At 67.3% G+C, this 19,799-nt stretch carries 8 protein-coding genes; 5 read left to right on the forward strand and 3 right to left on the reverse strand.

The features are described 5' to 3' along the window. Positions 1-183: 183 nt before the first annotated feature. A complete protein-coding gene (locus HUW53_RS20420; RefSeq protein WP_237347610.1) occupies positions 184-2,214 on the reverse strand; it encodes a YgiQ family radical SAM protein in 2,031 nt (676 codons plus the stop codon). A gap of 472 nt (positions 2,215-2,686) precedes the next feature. Here HUW53_RS20420 and HUW53_RS20425 point away from each other — a divergent pair, with 472 nt between their 5' ends. After that, a complete protein-coding gene (locus HUW53_RS20425) occupies positions 2,687-8,797 on the forward strand; it encodes an autotransporter outer membrane beta-barrel domain-containing protein (RefSeq protein ID WP_237347600.1) in 6,111 nt (2,036 codons plus the stop codon). Positions 8,798-8,846: 49 nt separating this feature from the next. Here HUW53_RS20425 and HUW53_RS20430 read toward each other — a convergent pair whose 3' ends face one another. Further along, the gene (locus HUW53_RS20430; RefSeq protein ID WP_237347601.1) at positions 8,847-10,592 is read right to left on the reverse strand and encodes a methyl-accepting chemotaxis protein; all 1,746 of its coding nucleotides are present in this window, start codon (positions 10,590-10,592) and stop codon (positions 8,847-8,849) included. 346 nt (positions 10,593-10,938) lie between these two features. After that, complete coding sequence (locus tag HUW53_RS20435; RefSeq protein ID WP_237347602.1) at positions 10,939-12,216, reverse strand: CobW family GTP-binding protein; 1,278 nt, start codon at positions 12,214-12,216, stop codon at positions 10,939-10,941. Between the two features lie 479 nt (positions 12,217-12,695). On the opposite strand from HUW53_RS20435, the gene HUW53_RS20440 reads away from it, so the two are divergent. From HUW53_RS20440 to HUW53_RS20455, 4 genes are all read left to right on the forward strand, one after another. Continuing rightward, complete coding sequence (locus HUW53_RS20440) at positions 12,696-14,744, forward strand: sigma-54-dependent Fis family transcriptional regulator (protein WP_237347603.1); 2,049 nt, start codon at positions 12,696-12,698, stop codon at positions 14,742-14,744. Positions 14,745-15,131: 387 nt separating this feature from the next. Next, the gene (locus HUW53_RS20445; RefSeq protein WP_237347604.1) at positions 15,132-17,063 is read left to right on the forward strand and encodes a hydantoinase/oxoprolinase family protein; all 1,932 of its coding nucleotides are present in this window, start codon (positions 15,132-15,134) and stop codon (positions 17,061-17,063) included. A gap of 4 nt (positions 17,064-17,067) precedes the next feature. Then, positions 17,068-17,466, forward strand: coding sequence for an acetone carboxylase subunit gamma (locus HUW53_RS20450; protein WP_237347605.1), 399 nt, complete (start codon positions 17,068-17,070; stop codon positions 17,464-17,466). 105 nt (positions 17,467-17,571) lie between these two features. Continuing rightward, a complete protein-coding gene (locus tag HUW53_RS20455; RefSeq protein WP_237347606.1) occupies positions 17,572-19,728 on the forward strand; it encodes a hydantoinase/oxoprolinase family protein in 2,157 nt (718 codons plus the stop codon). Positions 19,729-19,799: the final 71 nt, after the last annotated feature.

The raw sequence follows: 19,799 nt of genomic DNA on the forward strand, positions 1-19,799 counted from the left end.
ATCCCGAAGAGCATCGCAATCCATCGCCGATCCTCCAAAATCAGCGTTGAATCTGATTTGCGACCACTTGGGAATCCCAAATCCTTAAATCGTCACTACGGCCTAGGTCTTTGTTTTGTCGCAATTCCAGGCGCAAAATCGCTGCACACTTTTGCTGGAATTGCTCTAGCCCCTGCGGACCGGTCACTTTTTGATGGGCACGCCCTTGGTGGTGAAAGGCTGCGTCCCGCCCGTGCGGCGCACGGGTCGTCGCGTGCCGGCAGCCTTGCCGGTGCCGGGTGGCTGGTGCGCCGGCACGAGCTGGTCGGGGCGCGCGCCGATCAGATCGGCGCGGCCCATCTGCTTCAGCGCCTCGCGCAGCAGCGGCCAGTTATCGGGATCATGGTAGCGCAAAAACGCCTTGTGCAGCCGGCGCTGACGCAGCCCCGTGACGGTCACCACCTTGTCGCTCGCCCCGTGCCGCACGCCGCGCAGCGGATTGACGCCGGTATGGTACATGGTCGTAGCCGTGGCCATGGGGGAGGGCAGGAACGTCTGCATCTGATCGGCGCGATAGCGGTTCCTCTTGAGCCAGAGCGCGAGGTTCATCATGTCCTCGTCGGTCGTGCCGGGATGGGCCGCAATGAAATACGGAATGAGGTAGTATTTCTTACCAGCCTGCTTCACCGCGGCGTCGAACATCTCCTTGAAGCGATCATAGGTGCCGATGCCCGGCTTCATCATCTTGTCGAGCGGGCCGCGCTCGGTATGTTCGGGCGCGATCTTCAGGTAGCCGCCGACGTGATGGGTCACCAGTTCCTTGATATATTCGGGGCTTTTCACCGCGAGATCGTAGCGCACGCCGGAGGCGACCATCACCTTCTTGACGCCCTCCACCTCGCGGACCTTGCGATAAAGCCGGATCAGGTCGTCGTGCGAGGTGTTCAGGTTCGGGCAGATGTCGGGAAAGACGCAGGACGGCCGCCGGCAAGCGGCCTCGATCTTTGTGTCCTTGCAGGCCATCCGGTACATGTTGGCGGTCGGCCCACCGATGTCGGAGATCACACCCGTGAACCCCGGCGTCTTGTCCCGGATCAACTCGATCTCGCGCAGGATCGAGCCTTCCGAGCGGTTCTGGATGATGCGGCCCTCGTGCTCGGTGATGGAGCAGAAGGTGCAGCCGCCGAAGCAGCCGCGCATGATGGTCACCGAGAACTTGATCATGTCCCAGGCCGGGATCGGTGCCGTGCCGTAGGAGGGATGCGGCGCGCGGGCGTAAGGCAGGTCGTAGACCGCGTCCATCTCGGCGGAGGTCAGCGGGATCGGCGGCGGGTTCAGCCACAGGTCGCGGTCGCCGTGGCGCTGCACGAGCGGGCGCGCATTGCCGGGGTTGCTCTCCCGGTGCAGCACGCGCGAGGCGCGGGCATAGGCCTCGCTGTCCTGCTCCACCTGCTCATAGGCCGGCAGCCGGATCACGGTATCGCCGGGGCGGCGGGCCGCGCCCTCGTCGGCGCTGTCGAGATCGTCGGCGTGGAGTTCCGTGTAATGGTCCGGCACGCGGCGGAACAGGGCGACGCCCCGGATGGAATCGAGATCGCGCGGCGCCTCGCCGGCGGCGAGGCGGTGCGCCACCTCGATGATGGCGCGCTCGGCATTGCCGTAGACGAGCAGATCCGCCTTGGCGTCCGCCAAAACCGAGCGGCGCACCTTGTCGGACCAATAGTCGTAATGGGCGATGCGGCGCAGCGAGGCCTCGATGCCGCCAAGCACGATCGGCACGTCCTTGAACGCCTCGCGGCAGCGTTGCGTATAGACGATGGTGCTGCGGTCCGGTCGCTGGCCCCCCTCGCCGCCCGGAGTATAGGCGTCATCGTGGCGCAGCCGGCGGTCCGCCGTGTAGCGGTTGACCATGGAATCCAGGTTGCCGCCGGTGACGCCGAAGAACAGGGCCGGCTTGCCGAGCGCCTTGAACGGCTCCGCCGACTGCCAGTCGGGCTGTGCGATGATGCCGACCCGGAAGCCTTGGGCTTCGAGCAGCCGGCCGATGATCGCCATGCCGAAGCTTGGATGATCCACATAGGCGTCGCCCGTCACCAGCACGATGTCGCAGGCGTCCCAGCCGAGGGCCGTCATTTCGGCGCGGCTCATGGGCAGGAACGGTGCCGCCGTGCCGGAAGGCGGCCGATGGCAGGACAGGGAAGTCAAGGGTTTTTCGGCGTCGGCATGGGTGTCCATGGCGTCCACGCATAAGGCTCCACCGCAGCGAATTCAACTCACCCTGTCTTGGCCTGGAGCAAAGCCCGCCTTCATGGCCGGACGGCGGGCTGACGCTGTCCTGACTTTTGTCCAGGCTTGAGTTTGCTCCGGCGGCTGGACGTTGCCTTGTTGGCCGCAGGTCCAAGGTCGCGGTGAAGGCGGCGGAGGGCGGGGGAAGACGATGGGAGCCGAAGGATTTCGGGGACGCGCGGGCGCCTGCGCTATCGGCCGGCGGCACGAGGGATGTTGGCTGAGCGGGGTCTCGGCGGTCGCGCTGTGCGCGGGTCTCCTCGCCATCCCGGCCCCGGCGCGAGCCGAAGACCTGACAGGCGCGGTGAGTACGCCGGTGGTCAGAGATCTCACTGGTGCCAAAGGCGCCGACGGTGGCTGGAATCACAAGCGCTCCCAGCCCACCGACGGCCGGCCAGGCGGCGCCGGACCCGCCATCATCATGCAGAATCTCGGTGATCTCGGCGGCGGAAAGAGTTTCACAAGCCCCCTGGTTGAGCTGATGTCGCGGGGGGGAGTGGGGGGTGCCTACTATAAGGCCCGAAGGAGCAATTCTTCCGGCGGTTCAGGCGGCAAGGGTGGCAACGTCACCTTCGTCCAGAACGGCACCATCAATGTCGCCCGCACGAACCAGGCCGCGTCAGGCGTTCCGCTGATCAGCCTGAGGTCCGTCGGCGGGCAACCGGACCGGTTGGGGGATGGCGGCGGCGACGGCGGTACCGTAACTTTCCAGGCGCTCAAGTCGATCGGCATTGAGGGCGACAATTTCGCGGTCATCCGTCTCGTCTCCCAGGGCAGGCCCGGCCGCACGAATCGCATTGGCACGACAGCCGGGATCAGCGGACAAGCCATTGTGGAGATCGGCTCCGGCGCGACACTTTCGACCAACGGCAAGTTGGCGCCGGCCATCATCGCCGAGGCGCGGGGTGGCGGCGGCGATCAGGATTCGGAAGGCAAAGCGGGCGGCAACGCCTGGACCGGGACCGGTGAGAATGCCAGCGTTCGCTTCACCAACAACGGAACGGTCATCACGCGTGGCGACCAGTCGATCGCGGTGTTGCTCGAGTCTGTCGGCGGAACGGGCGGCAATGCGACGGCCTGGGCTTCGAGGTGGGGAAAAGGGGGGACCGGCGGTTCGGGCGGCTCCATCCTCGGCACGCAGCGCGGCACGATCGCTACGGAAGGGGCTTTCTCGTTCGGCATTGCTGCGCAATCCGTTGGTGGAACGGGAGGCCGTGGGGCAAACGGTGCTCTCAGGGGTGGCGCGGGTGGAAATGCCGGGCGGGGCGGCACTGTAACGCTTGTCAATAGTGGCAAGGTGACGACGAAGGGCGAGAGCGCAACCGCCCTCATGGCGCAGAGCATTGGCGGCGGGCGCGCCATCGAGGCGTTCTCCGTCCAGACGACGAAGAAGACGGAAGCCCCGGGCGGCGGGCAAGGCGGGTCCGCGTGGTTCCCGTTCTTCGCCAAGGGCGGAGTGGGGGGCACCGGGGGCGACGGCGGCGAGGTGCGTGTGCGCAACGACGGGACCATCCGGACCCAGGGCGCGAGCGCCAAAGGCCTGTTCGCCCAGAGTATCGGCGGCAGCGGCGGCGCGGGCGGCGATGCGGCCGCCGCCGGTCTCTTCTTTTCCATGGCCTTGGGCGGCACCGGCGGCGGCGGCGGCGACGGCGGAGCCGTCTACGTCGAGAAGTCGACGAACACGACGTCCAGCATCACCACCTCCGGCGAGACTGCCGGCGCCATTTTTGCCCAGTCGGTGGGTGGCGGTGGCGGCGCCGGCGGCTCGGCCTGGAGCGGCGCGCTGGGGAACGCCGTGTCATTGTCCGTGGCGGTGGGCGGCAGTGGCGGCAAGGGCGGCAAGGGCGGCACGGTCGAGGTCGACAACCTTTCCAATCTCGTCACCCATGGCAAAGCCGCCGCGGGCGTGGAAGCGCAGAGCGTCGGCGGTGGCGGCGGCGCGGCCGGCAAGGCCAGCTCCTATGCTATCGCGGCGGCGGTGCCGGGCGCCGACGTCGCGTCCATCGCTCTAGCCTTGGCAGTGGGCGGCAAGGGCGGTGACGGCGGCGGCGGTGGTGCGGTCGCTGTCTACAACGCCGCGTCCATATCGACGGACGGACGCGATGCGGTCGGTATCGACGCACGCTCGATCGGCGGCGGCGGCGGCTCCGGTGGGGCGGCGGCCTCGCATGCGCTCGCGGCGCCGACCGGGCCAAACGTCGCTCTCTCCGTGTCATCCAGCGTCGGTGGCACGAGCGGCAAGGGTGGCGATGGCGGCACGGTCAACGTGGTCAACAAGGTGGGCGGCAAGGTCGTTACCTGGGGCACCGCCGCCGCCGGCGTGCGCGCGGTGAGCGCAGGCGGCGGCGGCGGTGTCGGTGGCGGTGCGGAGAGCATCTCCGACCTGCTCGGATACTACAAGACGATCGCGGGCTCGTTCTCCATCGGTGGCAAGGGGGGCGGGGGCGGGACCGGCGGCGCGGTCACGGTCGAGAATGAGGGTGGGATAGAGACCTGGGGACAGTTCTCGAACGGCATCACCGCGCTGAGCGTGGGCGGCGGTGGCGGCGAGGGCGGCACGGCAGATACCGCCGCCTCGGCGGGGCTGAGCACCGGCCACAAGTGGGACAAGGAGTTCGGAGAGGTCATCAAAACCCTGCCGCTTGCGGATGCGGTGACGTTCAATGCCACCATTGGCGGCGCGGGCGGTGACGGAGGATCTGGCGGAACGGTCATGGTCACCAATACCGGCCGTGTTCACACCGGCGGCACGAACGCGACGGCTATCCAGGCGGTGAGCGTGGGCGGCGGCGGCGGCACTGGCGGTGGCTTTCAGGGCGGTGGCGAGGGGGACCAAGCCGCCAATCTCAAGCTCGGCGGGAGCGGCGGCAAGGGGGGCAACGGCGGCGATGTCTCGGTTAAAAATACGCAGAAAGCCTCTGTCGAGACGGTTCTGTCGGGCTCCCACGGGATCGTCGCGGTGAGCGTGGGGGGCGGTGGCGGCATCGGCGGCGCCTTCACCGGAAAGCGGGAGAGCGCGGCGCCAAACTTCCCAACGTCCGGCAAGGCAGAAGATATTCGCAATTATATCGTGACGATCACCGGAGAGGTCCTCAAGTCGAACAAGGTCGGTAAAGAACTGGCTGGAAAAAATATACCGAATGTATTTGGTAAAGATTCAAGTGTTCAGAAAGTTTCAGGGTATGTAAAATCGGTTATGGCGACGGCAAAATCCATTAATCGCAACGATCCTGGAGAATTTTTAACATTCCGAAACGGGATAGGAGCCGTCGCTACCGCCGCGCAAATTGCATTGTCAACAAAACTAAAGGATTGGGCAAAGGAAAATCTGAAGAAGAATAATAAGGAGGCCTGGGATTTTCCGAGCGTCTCCTTGAACTACACCAATGGCGGCTCGGGCGGCGGTGGCGGTGGCGGTGGCGAGGTCGATGTCACGAACTCCGGCAGCATTCTCACCCATGGGGATCTGTCCTACGCCATCCTGGCGCAATCGGTGGGCGGTGGCGGCGGCGCCGGCGGCGGCGCCTATGCGAACGGCAACAATGTCTTCAACCTGAACATCACCAACGGCGGCACCGGCGGTGGCGGCGGCAATGGCGGACACGTCAAGGTAACCAATGACGGCACCATCGCCACCGCGGGTTCTGTTTCTTATGGCATCCTGGCGCAATCGGTGGGCGGCGGCGGCGGCATCGCCGGCGGTGCGGTGCAGCAGAACACCATTTCCCTGTCGGCAAACATCAACATGGGCGCCAGCGGCGGCAAGTCCGGCAATGGCGGCAGGGTCGAGATCGGCAACACGGGCAAGATCACCACAACCGGTGACGAGGCCCACGCCATCGTCGCCCAGTCCGTGGGCGGTGGCGGCGGCAGCTATTTCCTCGATCGGAGTGCCTCTTTGAAGTCCGCCGCCGTTCCGAAGGAACTGCAGGAGGCGCTCGCGGCGGTGAACGACTTCGTGGGCACCGTCACCGGCAAGTCGGAGGCTATCGCTTCCTTGGACTATGTCGTGGATGGCTCGAACGCCATCCTGCCCACGCCCTCGCTCAACGTGAAGTTCGGCGGCAAGGGCTCCTCCGGCGGCAACGGCGGGGATGTGGAAGTCAAGAACTCCGGCGCCATCGTCACATCGGGCCTCGGCGCCTTCGGCATCTTCGCCCAGAGCGTGGGCGGCAGCGGCGGCATGGGCAGCAGCGGCAAGGGCGATGCGCTGATCAGCGCCAATGTCCAGTTCGGCGGCTCCGGCGGGGTGGCCGGCCAGGGTGGGGGGGTGAAGGTCAAGCTCGGCAACGACTCATCGATCTCCACGTCCGGCGACGGGGCGCACGCGATCTTTGCCCAGAGCGTGGGCGGCGGCGGCGGCTACGGCGGCACCGGGCGCTTCTCCGCCTTCCAGCTCGTATTCAGCCCCTCCGGCAGCGGCGGCTCTTCCGGCGCGGGCGGACATGTCGAGATTGAGACGGAATCCAACACGGCTCGCACGAACATCACCACCAGCGGCGGACGGGCGCATGGTATCTTCGCCCAATCGCTGGGCGGAGGCGGCGGCTTCGTCAGCAATCTCAACGGCAAGGTCCTGCCTGAAAAGACCGGCACCGACGCGCGAAGCAACGTCAGGGGTGAGGGCGGGCCCATAGATATCCATGTCGCGGGCACCATCTCCGCTGTCGGCATGGATTCCTATGGCATCTTCGCCCAGAGCGGGCAGCAGAAGGCCGATGGCACCCTCGCCAATGTCCGAGAGGCGAGCGGTGTGGTTGATATCAGCTATTCAGGGACGCTCACCGGTGGCGCGGGCAGCGGCGCGGCAATCCGCTCCGACACCGCGAACGACACGACGATCACATTGAAGGACGCCGATACGGTCCTCTCCGCGCTGTCGGGGACCGCGATCACCGCTGCGTTCGGCACGACGAAGATCGTGAATGACGGCACGGTCATCGGTGACATCCGCGTCTACAACGGCGAGTTCATGAACCGCGCCGGCGCCCTCTACCAAAGCCGTCCGGACGGCGACATCCGGCTTCCAGGCAAGGGCTTCTTCAACGCCGGCAGCTTCGATATCGGCGGTGTCGGCACGATTTCCACCGCGACACTCACCGGCTCGTATCAGGGGCAACGGGGCAGCAAGCTGCTGGTGGATATCTCCCCGGCGGCCGGCACCAGCGGCCGGAACGCGGATCAGCTCGTCACGACTCAAGGGGCTCACTTCGAGAGCGGCACCTTCGTGCAGCCGAACGCCATCACCTGGCTGCTGCCGGGCACCTACACCTTCCTGAAGGCGACCGCGGGCGGCATCTCCGGGGATGCCCCGACCGTCACCGGTGTGAATGAGGTGGCGGTGCCGATCACCTGGAGCATCGAAACCAAGCGGACTTCGGACAGCGGGGGGGCCGAAATGTCCCTCACGCCGAAGGCGGATTTCGCCCACGCCAAGGGGGTGACGCTGACCGAAGATCAGCGCGCGATGGCCGACAATCTCCAGGGCGCCTGGAACGCGGCGTCTTCGGAGCAGGCGAAGATGTTCGCGCAGTTCCTCTCGATCAAGTCCGCGCAGGACTACGCCAACGCGTTGAACGGGCTTTCCGCCGACGACAATGCGGACCAGGCCTCCACATCCGTGGTGGAGACCCGTGCCGGCCTCAAGGCGGCCATGAGCTGCCCCTCCTTCGTGGATGACACGACGCTGATCCACGAGGGCGACTGCCTGTGGGCCCGCGTCATCGGCGGGCGGGCCACCATGTCCGCCTCGTCCATGGATGACGGCTTCACCCAGAACACCATGACCTATCGTATCGGCGGCCAGCACGAGTTCATGGAGAACTGGTTCCTGGGCTTCTCCGCCGGCGTTACCCAGGGCTGGATGACCGAGAGCGGCGGCGGTTCCTCGTCGAGCAGCAACACCTTCGGCGGCGCCGTCGCCCTGAAGTACCAGACCGGTCCCTGGCTGTTCGCCCTGTCGGCCGCGCTCGGCAATACATGGCAGGACAATTTCCGCAACGTCGTCATCGGCACATCGAGCGCCACCGCGCAATCCAACTCGCAGGTGCTCAATGCCGGCCTGAAGCTGCGCGGTGCCTACGAGTTCACCTTCACCAACTGGTACCTGCGCTCCTATCTTGACGTGGACACGCTCTACATTGACCAGCCGGCCTACGCGGAGAATGGGGCGCCGGGCGTTAATCTGGACGTGTCGTCGGCACAGAAGACCCTGTTCGCCTTCAACCCGAGCTTGGAGCTGGGTGGGCGCGTCGACCTGGAGCAGGGCTACTGGCTGCGCCCCTATGCGACCGTCGGCTACACGCTGCTGTCCTCCGACACCTTCGCGACCACGAGCCGTTTCCAGGATGCGCCCATCAGCCTGGGGACGTTCGAGACCGCGACGAGCCTGCCCAACAACCTCGTCGATCTGGGCCTCGGCCTGCAGATCGCGTCCGGCCAGGGGCTCGACCTGACGGCGGAATACCAGGCCCAGATCGCAAGCGACTATCTCGCCCAGTTCGGCAGCCTCAAGCTCGCCGTTCGTTTCTGAACGGTGTGCTTGTGTCCGCGCCTGACCCCCACGCACGGGTCCGTGGGGGTCAGGCGGACATTTCCAGCCTGTGCGAACGGGGACCCGGCACGCTGCGTTCTGGTTCGCCACCGTGCGCGGCGCGCCAGAGCGCCGCGAGTTCCGGGGCGCCGGCGAGTCCGCCCGGCTCATCCCGATAGGTCCGCCGACCGGGAGTGATGCCGCCTTGCCAGCGGCGCTCGAGCGCCGCCCGCTCCTCCGTGCCCTCGAACCAGGTCAGGAAGGCGTCGATCGCATCGAGAAGTCGGAAATTGGCGGGATCGCGCGCCACCGCGGCCGCATAGTACCAGGGCTCGCCGGCGATGTTGCCGGGAAGCACTTCGATGCGTCCGCGCCAGCGGCTGTCTTCTCCACTGGCCGCCCAATGCATGATGGGGTGATCCACCGCGAAAGCATCGACGACGCCCTTGGCCAAGGCCTCATGGATGCGCCCCTGATCGGTGAATGCGACCAGATTGCCTAAGGTGACGCGGCCACCGGGAAGCTGGCGGTTTCCGCTCCAGCGCAGGCCCGCCGCCTCCAGCGTCGCGAATGCGCTCGGGTCATTGACCACGCCGACGGTCAGCCCACCGAGGTCGCCGATGCCGCGGATGCGGTGATCTCCCGCCCGCCGCGCGAGCACGAAATCGAGATAGGTGTATGGCCGCGAGTAGGCGATCGGGCCAAGCCCGGTATTCGGCGGCAGCGCCGACCACACCACGTCGGCCTCCTCCTCCGGGCCGGCCACCTCCAGCCGCTCGGTACAGAGGTCCCACGGGGTTTCCAGGAAGGTGCATGTGACCCCGAGCCACCGGGCGAAGGCCTCCGCATAATCGACATCGAGCCCCGCCAGCCGATCCCCCGGCCGGCGGCGGAACGACAGGCCGACGAAGCTCGGCTCGATGGCCACCAGCAAACGGCCCCTGCGCAGAACATCCTCCAGGCGGTCGTAGCCGGGGGGCGGCACGCGGCAGCCGGCCTTTTGCATCAGACCGGGTAAGGTCGCGGGCCGCCCCTCCCGCAGGGCGGTCGCGGCGGTGCTGGCCAGCTCGACGGCCGCGGCCGTGCGCCCTTCGGCGCGGGCCACGCTGTCGGTCACCGCCCCCAGCGCCTCGCCGATGGCCTTGTTGTTAGCCGCGATGGTGGCGAGTTCGCCGCCAACCTGCGTAAACACGGTCCGGATGCGCTCCGACGTGTCCTGGGCACGATCCTGTAGCGTGGCGAGCATGGCGGAGACGGCGGCCCGCAATTGCTGCATCTCATGGCGCACATCGGAAAAGTCGATGCTCGCGTTGGCCCGCTCGGCGCTGCCGCGGGTCTGATCGGCCAGCTGGCGGACCTCGGACGCCACGACGGCAAAACCGAGGCCGTGCTCGCCGGCCCGCGCCGCCTCGATCGTCGCGTTCAGGGACAGCATGCGGATGACCGCGCCGAGCCGCGCGATCTCCTGCACGATCCGCCCGGCCTCGTCCGCCCGCGCGTCGATGTGGGCGGAGATGCGGGCGAGTTCGCCGCTCAGCGTGCCCATCGCGGTCTCGACCGCCACGGTGAATTCGGCGCCGAGCGCCGCCGCGGTGCGCTCCGCGGTGTCCTCGCCCACGCTTTCCCGCGTTGCGGCGAGCGCCTGCTCAACCCGTTCCGACTGATTCGCGATCTCGTGCGAGAATGCCCCGGCTTGGGCAACCGCGCGCCGCCCGTGCCGCGCCAGCGTCTCCAGGCGCTCCAGGCAGGCGGCCGCCATGCCTTCAGCGCCGGTGCCGTCTAGGATCTGCTCCATGCAACACCCTTCGGAACCGTCGTGTCCCGTTCAGTGTCGGCACGCCAACCGGCAGAGGCAAGATTATATAAATACCACCGTAGCCTAATTATTGTGCAGACCGCGCGCCTCCGAGGGACGGTCCGCGCATAGGGGGGCGTATCTGCCTGGAATGAAAGGCCTCATATGCCGAACGCTGAGAAGGGGGACGCCATGGCGCACCGGACGACGAACAGGTTCTTGGCTGACACGCGGGTGCGGGTGATGCGGCTGGTCGAGGATTACGCGCCTGGACGTCCCAAACGCGGGGCGGCGGTCCATCCGGAGAGCATCCGAAAGGCGGTGACATGAGCGTTCGCAAGGGTGCTCAGGCCGGAATGGCGGAGCCGGCGCCCAGGCGCAGGGGCTGAATCCGCCAGCCGTCGGTTTCGAAGCCGCCGCGCCCGACCACCGGCATGCGCGCGCCGAGCCAGCATCGGGTTGGCAGCAGGGGCGTGGTCGCGGCGGCGCGCAGGGCCGCAGCGTCGTCGGGCAGAAAAGCGAGCCGCTGGCGGATGTCCGCCTCCTGGTCCTGCGACAGATGCTGGGTGATGAACACGAGCCGGCCACGCATGTCGAAGCGGCCGCGGTCGAAGCGCCCCGTGTGTCCCGGCCAGCGCGGCAGCCGCACGACGGGATAGGCGACGCGCCCCACCGCCTGCACCACCACCGGTCCCTCCGCTCCCGCGACGTTCGTCAGTCCTTTCAGGCGCAGGATATGGTCGCCGTGGTCGTTCAGCAGGCCGCCCAGCGCCACGCAGAAGCCCCGCCACGGCACCGGCCGGTCGAAATGGAGGGTGAAGGTGGCCAGGCTGTCGTCGTGTCGCGCGGCCGGCGCCTCTTCCGTGCCGAGCCACGCGGCGAACCGAGATGTGCGCTCGGCTGCGGCATAGATGCCCGCGCCCGTTACCCAATCGGGTGCGAGCGTGCCATGCGACACCGTCATGCGCGGTGCCGAGGGATTGAGGGCGGCAAGCCGCGCCTCCAACGCCTCGCGGGCGGACCGATCGGCCAGATCCGGCTTTGAGATGACGATGCGGTCGGCCAGGGCCACCTGCCGGCGCGCCTCCTGGTGGGCGTCGAGCTGGGCGGCGCCGAGGCTGGCATCCACCACGCTCACCACGCCGTCGCAGCGGAAGCGGGTGGAGATGAAACGCTCCTCCATCAGCGTCCACACCACCGGGACCGGATCGGCAAGGCCCGTGGTTTCGATGACCACCCGCCGCACCGCGCTGATCTGACGCCGGGACAGCTTTTCGTGCAGGTCCTTCAGCGCGGCCACGAGATCGCCGCGCACGGCGCAGCAGATGCAGCCGGATTCGAGCAGCACCAGGGTCTCGCCCACATGCTGCACCAGATGGTGATCGATGCCGATGGCGCCGAACTCGTTGATGAGCACCGCTGTGCCGGCGAATTCCTGCTGTTGCACCAAATGGTTGAGAAGGGTGGTCTTGCCTGCGCCCAGAAAGCCGGTCAGCAGGGTCACGGGGATGCGTCCGTCGTCCGTCGCGGGCAGGTCCGTCGCGGGTAAGTCCGGAATGGGCACCGGCATGGGGACGGCCGGGGCTTCGGTGATGGTGTTGGCGTCCGTGTTGGCGTCCATCATGGCGTTCCTCCGGCTCGGGCGTTCGCCTCGGCTTTGTCGGCGGGCGCAGCAACCGCCGTGCCACGGTGCGCGCCGCCTCGCCGGCCCTGGGACCCGGCCTGTCCGTCATCGCGCACAGTTCCCCACCGGTGCCCGGTCATGCGTTCGATTTTCAGTCGCCTGCGTTTCAAAATCGAACGCCATCCGGTCGGCTGACGCTGCGTCCGCCGCCCCGGAGAGCCGCAAGGTCAGGCCCGCATCGCCGGTGCACGCTGGCACGATCGATGCTAAGTTTTGAATCCATACCCTGCGCGGACGCCCCAACGGCGACGTGACGGGCGGCGCGCCACACGAACCCGCGGCTTGGGAACGCACGATTGGACCCGTGCAGCCGCTGACGACACACGCCAAAGCCCGCCAGAGGAAGCCAGACGAGAGATCTGTCCCGGGCGGCACGCCCGCCCCGACCCGGTCGGCGCGGCGACAGGGGAGGAAAGGGAATGCCGCTTTCAAGGCGCGGACAGCGTTTCTCGGTGCCCGAGAACGACCAGAAGATCATGACCTCATGGGAGCGCTTCCTCGGCGGCGATCCGGAGAGTTCCGACGCGCTGCGGCGCCTCGTGGACGATTCCTGGCGACGATGCCTGTCCGGCAGCGTGGATCCCAGACGCGACCAGGCGCCGCCACCGATGCGGGAGGACAGCCTTTATTCCCTGCGCGACCGTTGCAGCGATCTCGTGGAGGCCAGCGCGCCGGTGATGGCCTCGGCCCGGGAGTTCCTTTCGGAAACCGGAACGGTGATGGTGCTCACCAACGACACCGGCGTGATCCTCAACCTTGAGGGCGACCAGCGTCTGCGCGGGGCGGCGGAGAATATTCATCTCCTGTCGGGCGCCACCTGGAGCGAGATGACCTGTGGCACCAATGCCATCGGCACCGCCATCGCGGTCGGTCAGCCGGTGCAGATCCATTCGGCCGAGCATTTCTGCTCCGGCATCAAGCGCTGGTCCTGTTCGGCGGATGTCATTCGCGACCCCTATGACGGGACCATCCTCGGCGTTGTTGACGTCTCCGGCCTGTCGGACACGTTCAATCGCCACAGCCTCGCCTTGGTGGTGGCCACTGCCGGGCGCATCGAGAACCGCCTCGCCCAGATCGAGATGGATGCCCGGTTCCGTCTGCTGGAGCGCTGCCTGCCGCGCCTGTCCAGCGGCACCGCGGACGGCCTGATCGTGTTCGACCGGCGCGGACGGGCGGTGAAGGCCAACGGTGCCGCGGGCGATGCACTGCTGGATCTGAAGCGGCGCCACGCCGACTTGCCCACCACCGACATTTCCGCCTTGCGCCTCGGCTGGCGCAAGGACGACGAGCTGCCCCGCGACCTGCCCGGCTGGATGCGCCGCGAGTGGCTGGAGCCGGTGGTGGTGGACGGGGAGCGGCTGGGCGTGATGCTTGCCATTCCAGGGCGCGCGCGATCGGTTCCCACCCCTCCCGCTCCGGCCCCGCCGGCAAGCGGCGTGCGCGCGGGCGGGGCGGGAGCGACGGGGGGGCCCTTCAACCGTCTGGTGGGGCAGGCACCGGCGCTGCGGCAGGCGGTCACCCGTGCCGAGCAGCTCGCCAAGAGCCGGGCACCGGTGCTGCTGCTGGGCGAGACCGGCGTGGGCAAGGACGTGTTCGCCCAATGCCTGCATGCGGCAAGCCCCGGACGCGACGGCCCGTTCGTGGCCCTGAACTGTGGTGGTCTCTCGCGCGAGCTGCTGTCCAGCGAATTGTTCGGCTATGCCGAAGGCGCCTTCACCGGCGCGCGGCGCGGCGGCATGATCGGAAAGATCGAGGCGGCGGACGGGGGCACCTTGTTCCTCGACGAGATCGGAGAGATGCCGAAGGATCTGCAGCCGCATCTTCTGCGGGTGCTCGAATCCGGCGAAGTCTATCGCATTGGCGAGACGCGCCCGCGCAAGGTTCATTTTCGCCTCATCGCCGCCACCAACCGGGATCTGCGGCAGGAAATCCAGGCCGGACGATTCCGCATGGACCTGTTTTATCGAGTGGCGGTGACCTCCATCACCATTCCGCCCCTCCGCGAGCGCGCTTCGGATATTCCCGTTCTTGCCGAGCAGCTGATGGATGAGCTCGCGCGCCGCCAGGGGGTGCCGCCGCGGCCGCTCGTGCCGGCGGTGCTGGACCTGTTCTTCGCCTATGGCTGGCCGGGCAATGTGCGCGAGCTGCGCAACGTCATCGAGAGCATGCTGCTGATCGGCGAGGGGCCGGAGCTGGGCGAGGCCGATGTGCCGGACGAAATCCGCACGCCGGCCGAAGCTCCGGTCGGGTTCGCGGACGCAGGACAGAGCCCCGTTTCGCCGGCGCTCGGCCTCAGCGGCATGGAGCACGCGGAACGCGCGGCGCTGATCCGCGCCATGCAGGCGCAACGCGGCAACGTGACGGCGGTGGCGCGCAGCCTCGGCATCGCCAAGAGCACGGTCTACGCCAAGTTGCGTCGTTATGATCTCGAAAATGCGGTGGATGAAGTGCGCCGTGCGCAGCTATAGGCCCGCGCGCCTGGGTCGTGGCATGCGCCTTGCTCAGTAGAAAGAGCTTTCGATTCCCTGAAAGACCTCCTCCACGCCGCCGATGCCCATCGGCGGCGTTTTTTTTGGCGCGGGCGCGCTCCTTTTGCGCTGCGGTCGTTCAATCTTCGCGTCGCACAACAGCGTTCGGATTTCGAACGCGTATTCGTAAAGACGTCATTTCAGATGTTCCAGATGTGTTGCCTGGAACTCAAAATGTAACGGGCTCAAGGGAAATATTTTGCGATCTCCGGATCGGCGCTCTTGGCACGCGCCTTGCGACCTCGATGGTGACCCGACCGGCCGCCGCGAGCACGGGGGCGCGGCCGCGCACCGGTACCCGAAAAGAAAAGGGAGGAGACACTTCGCATGGCCCTGCAGATCAATATCGACAACGGCGGCACACTGACCGACGTCTGCATCATGGCGGATGACGTGGTGAAGAAGACCAAGGTCCTCACCACTCCTTATGACCTCAGCAAATGCTTCTTCGAGGGGCTGACCAAGGCGTCCGGCGTGCTCTACGGGGCGCCGGACGTGAAGCGCCTGCTCGAAGAGGTGGACCTCATCCGTTATTCGACCACGCAGGGCACCAACGCCATTTGCGAGCGCAAGGGTCCCCGTCTCGGCTTGATCCTGGACGCGGCCGCCCGCGACCTGCCAAGCCGCCTTGCGGCCCACGATGCCGAGGTGTTCGAGGCGCTGGTGGGCGACCGCATCGTCTTTCTCGACGCCGATACGGTGAACGGCGCGGCCGCCGAGGTGGAGGTGGTCAAGGCCATCAATACCCTCACCGCCGCCGGCGCCAACCGCCTGGTGGTGAGCTTCGACGGATCCGATTTCCTCGCCCTCGAGGATCGCTTCCGCCTCATCGCCCTGCGCAAGTATCCGCGCCACCTGCTGGGGGCGGTGCCGATCCTCTACGGCTCCGACCTGACCAATGACGCGGACGGGGAGCGGCGCACCTGGACCGCGCTCATCAACTCCTTCCTCCATCCCTCCATGGAGGGGTTCCTGTTCAATGCGGAGAACCGGCTCCGGGCCTACCGCACCAAGAACCCGCTTTTGATCTTCCGGAATGACGGCGACGCCTCACGCGTGGCGAAGACCATCGCCATCAAGACTTATTCTTCTGGTCCGCGCGGCGGCATGGAGGGCATGAAGGCGTTCTCGCGGCGCTACGGCTTCACCGATGCGGTCTCCATCGACGTGGGCGGTACCACCACCGATATCGGCCAGTACAAGAACGGCACGGTGGCGGAGGTGCGGCGCGGCCATGTGGAAGGCATCTCGGTGTCCTTTCCCCTGTGCGAGATCCTGAGCGCGGGTGCCGGCGGCTCCTCCATCTTCAAGGTGGTGGAGGGGCGCATCGTCATCGGGCCGGAGAGCGTGGGCGCGGTGCCCGGCCCGGCCTGCTTCGGTCGCGGCGGGCGCGAGGCCACCATCACCGACGCGAGCCTGCTCGGCGGCTTGCTCGATCCCACCTCCTATTTCGGCGGCGGCATGGGGCTCGACGTGGATCGGGCGGCGGCGGCGGTCACCGCCAATATCGCGACGCCGCTCGGCGTGAGCCTGGATGACGCGCTGCTGCGCATGGAGTTCGCCTATGAGGAGAAGATCGCGGCGGAGCTGCACCGCTTCACCCACATCTCGCCGCAGACGGTGATGCTCGCCTTCGGCGGGGCCGGGCCGCTCAACGCCTGCGGCGTCGCCGACAAGGCCGGCATCCGGCGGGTGGCCATTCCGCAGATGGCGGCGGTGTTCTCCGCTTATGGCATCGGCGCCTGCGACATCTCCCAGCGCTATCAGGTGACCATCGAGGATCCCGCGTCGCTCGCCGAGACCCTGGCGGGACTGAAGGTGAAGGCCGCCCGCGACATGTTCGCGGAGGGGTGCGCCGCCGGCACCTACACCGTCGAGGCGCGTCTCGTCGCCGATTTCGGCGATGGCCGCACCGAGACCTTCGCGCTCGCCGAGCCGCCGGTGGTGCCGGCTACCTTCGCCGCGGCGCGCACGGTGGAGCTGGAGCTGAAGGCGATCAAGAGCCTGCGCTCGGCCTCCGAAAAGGCCGCCGCGTTCGCCCCCAAGGCGCCGGCGCCCGCCCACGGCAAGCGCAACGTGCTGATCCGCGAGCATGGCCGCATCGATGTGCCGGTCTACCGCCTCGCCGATCTCACCGAAGGCCATTTCGCCGCCGGACCCGCCGTCCTTGAGGAAGATTATTTCACCTGCCGTGTCCCCGAGGGCTGGCAGTTTGTCATCAGCGATGCGGGAGACATCCTGCTGAGCCGGGAGGATTGAAACAATGAAAGTCGCGATGACCGAGTATCTGCGCATCGACCTTAAGACGGAGAAATGGGAATGCCGGGTGTGCGATCACGAGATTGCTCCGGCGCGGGGAAGTTACAAGGAGGGTCTGCTCGTTTACGATCGTGACCCCACCGAGATCCACCCGCCCATCATCGATCCGGACAAGTATCGCTTCACCTTCAGCCCCGATCCGGAGTGGGTGCGCATCCTGGAGTTCTGCTGCCCCCATTGCGGCACGCAGGTGGAGACGGAATACGCCATTCCCGGCCACCCGCCGCTCCACGACATGGATGTGGACCTCGACGCGCTGAAGGCCCAGTGGGCCGCGCGCGGGGAGGCCGCCGCGCCCTATGCCGGCCCGGCGGTCGCCCGCGCGGATGGCCACGGGCATTGAGCCGCCCGCCTTCCTCCCGCCTTGGGGGGAAGGCGCAGCCCTTCGCGGCGAAGGCAAGAACTTCAGCGGCGCCCAGCGCCCACCATCATTCCTCAGGGAGGGGACATGAAACGCGTTTCCGTCGATATCGGTGGCACCTTCACCGACTGCTTCGTGGTCTGGGACAAGCAATATATCGAGGCCAAGGCCCTCACCACCCACCACAACCTCGCCATGGGCTTCAACGAGGCGCTCGGCAAGGCCTGCACCGTGCTGGGGCTTGAGCTTGAGGAGATCCTCGCGGCGGTGGACAGCGTGCGTTATGCCACCACCCTCGGCACCAATGCCCTGATCGAGCACAAGGGCCCCAAGATCGGCATGCTGGTGACCGCCGGCTATGAGGCGACGGTGCCGCTCAGCCGCGCCCGCGGCTATGGCGAGGGGCTCGATAATCTGGGCCAGCAGGACATGCCCAACGCCGCGCGGCCGGATCCGCTGGTGGAGGCCCACATGATCCGCGGCATCCGCGAGCGGGTGGATTTCCAGGGCAAGCTCGTCATGCCCCTCGACGAGGAGGATGTGCGCACCCAGATCCGCGAATTGGTCAATCGCGGCGCCGAGATCATCGTGGTGGCGCTGGTGAATGCGGTGGTGAACCCCGCCCATGAGCAGCGCATCGAGGAGATCCTTCTGGAGGAATATCCCTCCCACCTCCTGGGCGCCATTCCGGTCATCCTGTCCCACCAGGTGGCGGGGCGCAAAGGCGAATATGTGCGCGCCACCTCGGCCATCGTGGACGGCTATCTGCACGCCACCATGTACCACGCCCTGTCGGCGCTGGAGCAGAACCTGCGCGCCCACCGGTATGAGAAGCCCATGCTGGTGATCCACAATTCCGGCGGCATGGCGCAGCTCAATTCCACCGACGCGTTGCAGACCATCCATTCCGGCCCGGTCTCCGGCATCGGCGCCTCGGAGCATCTGGCCATGCTCACCGGGCTCGGCAATGTGGTGGCCACCGACATGGGCGGCACCAGCTACGACATTGGCATCGTGGTGGAAGGGGGCGTGAAGCACTACGACTTCAACCCCGTCATCGACCGCTGGCTGGTCTCGGTGCCCATGGTGCATCTGGTCACGCTCGGCGCCGGCGGGGGCTCCATCGCCTCCTACGATCGCATGTACAAGACCGTGAAGTGCGGCCCGGAGAGCGCCGGTTCCGATCCCGGCCCCGCCTGCTACGACCGTGGCGGCATGCGGCCCACCGTCACCGATTCCGACCTGCTGCTCGGCTATCTCGATCCGGAGAATTACGCGGGCGGCTCCATTCCGCTGAACCCGCGCCGGGCCAAGGCGGCGATCGAGGATGCGCTGTGCGACGAGCTCGACTGCTCGGTGATCGAGGCGGCGCTGCTGATCCGCGAGAAGGTGGACGACAACATGGCCAACGGGCTGTTCACCGAGCTGCGCGCCCGGGGCTACGACCCCAAGGATTTCACCATGCTCGCCTATGGCGGCAATGGCCCGCTACACTGCTGCGGCATCGCCCAGAACCTCAACATCGACCGCATCCTGGCGCCGCCGCTCTCCTCCGTCTTCTCGGCGGTGGGCGCGGGCAACATGCACCAGCTCCACATCCACGAGCAGTCGCTCTACATGGTGCTCTACGACAGCAACACCCGCGCCCTGTTCGACGATTACGCGCGCTTCAACGCCATCGTCGCCGAGCTGAAGGCGCGCGGCACCCAGGATCTCCTGCGCCAGGGTGTGCCGCTGGCCGACATCCGCCACAACCTTGAGCTGGATATGCGCTACGGCAACCAGCTGGTGCAGACCACGGCGGTGATCGAGAAGCACGAGGTGCACGGGCCGGCGGATGTGCTCGCCATGATCTCCCAATTCTCCGCCGACTATGGCAAGCGCTTCGGCGAGGGCTCGCAGGCGCCGGAGGCGGGCATCCGCATCAACACCATCCGCATCGCCGCTTATGTGCACCACGAGACGGTCGAGTTCGAGGACATCAAGCCGGTGCCCCCGGCCGAGCGCAAGGCCCCGCCGCCGCCCGCCTCCACCCGGGTGTGCCACTTCGTGGGTCAGGATGGGCCGGTGGAAACGCCGGTGTGGAGCCGTGCCGCGATCGCGCCCGGTGTCGCCATCGAGGGGCCGGCCATCGTGGCGTCCGAGGTGACGACCTTCCTGGTCAACCCCGGCTGGACCTTCGTGGCGGCCAAGCAGGGGGCGTCCTGGTTCCTGCGCGCGCCGACGCCCGCGATCACGCACTGACGCCATCTTTCCTCCCCTCGCCGCCGCGAGGGGAGGGCCGCGCCCCAAGGCGCCACGCGCATTGAAGACAT

The sequence above is a fragment of the Xanthobacter agilis genome (assembly GCF_021730435.1).
GTDB lineage: Bacteria > Pseudomonadota > Alphaproteobacteria > Rhizobiales > Xanthobacteraceae > Xanthobacter > Xanthobacter agilis.

Coding starts and splice junctions, on each gene's coding strand:
- HUW53_RS20420 (WP_237347610.1), bottom strand. CDS start 2,214: ATGGACACCCATGCCGACGCCGAAAAACCCTTGACTTCCCTGTCCTGC.
- HUW53_RS20425 (WP_237347600.1), top strand. CDS start 2,687: ATGCAGAATCTCGGTGATCTCGGCGGCGGAAAGAGTTTCACAAGCCCC.
- HUW53_RS20430 (WP_237347601.1), bottom strand. CDS start 10,592: ATGGAGCAGATCCTAGACGGCACCGGCGCTGAAGGCATGGCGGCCGCC.
- HUW53_RS20435 (WP_237347602.1), bottom strand. CDS start 12,216: ATGATGGACGCCAACACGGACGCCAACACCATCACCGAAGCCCCGGCC.
- HUW53_RS20440 (WP_237347603.1), top strand. CDS start 12,696: ATGCCGCTTTCAAGGCGCGGACAGCGTTTCTCGGTGCCCGAGAACGAC.
- HUW53_RS20445 (WP_237347604.1), top strand. CDS start 15,132: ATGGCCCTGCAGATCAATATCGACAACGGCGGCACACTGACCGACGTC.
- HUW53_RS20450 (WP_237347605.1), top strand. CDS start 17,068: ATGAAAGTCGCGATGACCGAGTATCTGCGCATCGACCTTAAGACGGAG.
- HUW53_RS20455 (WP_237347606.1), top strand. CDS start 17,572: ATGAAACGCGTTTCCGTCGATATCGGTGGCACCTTCACCGACTGCTTC.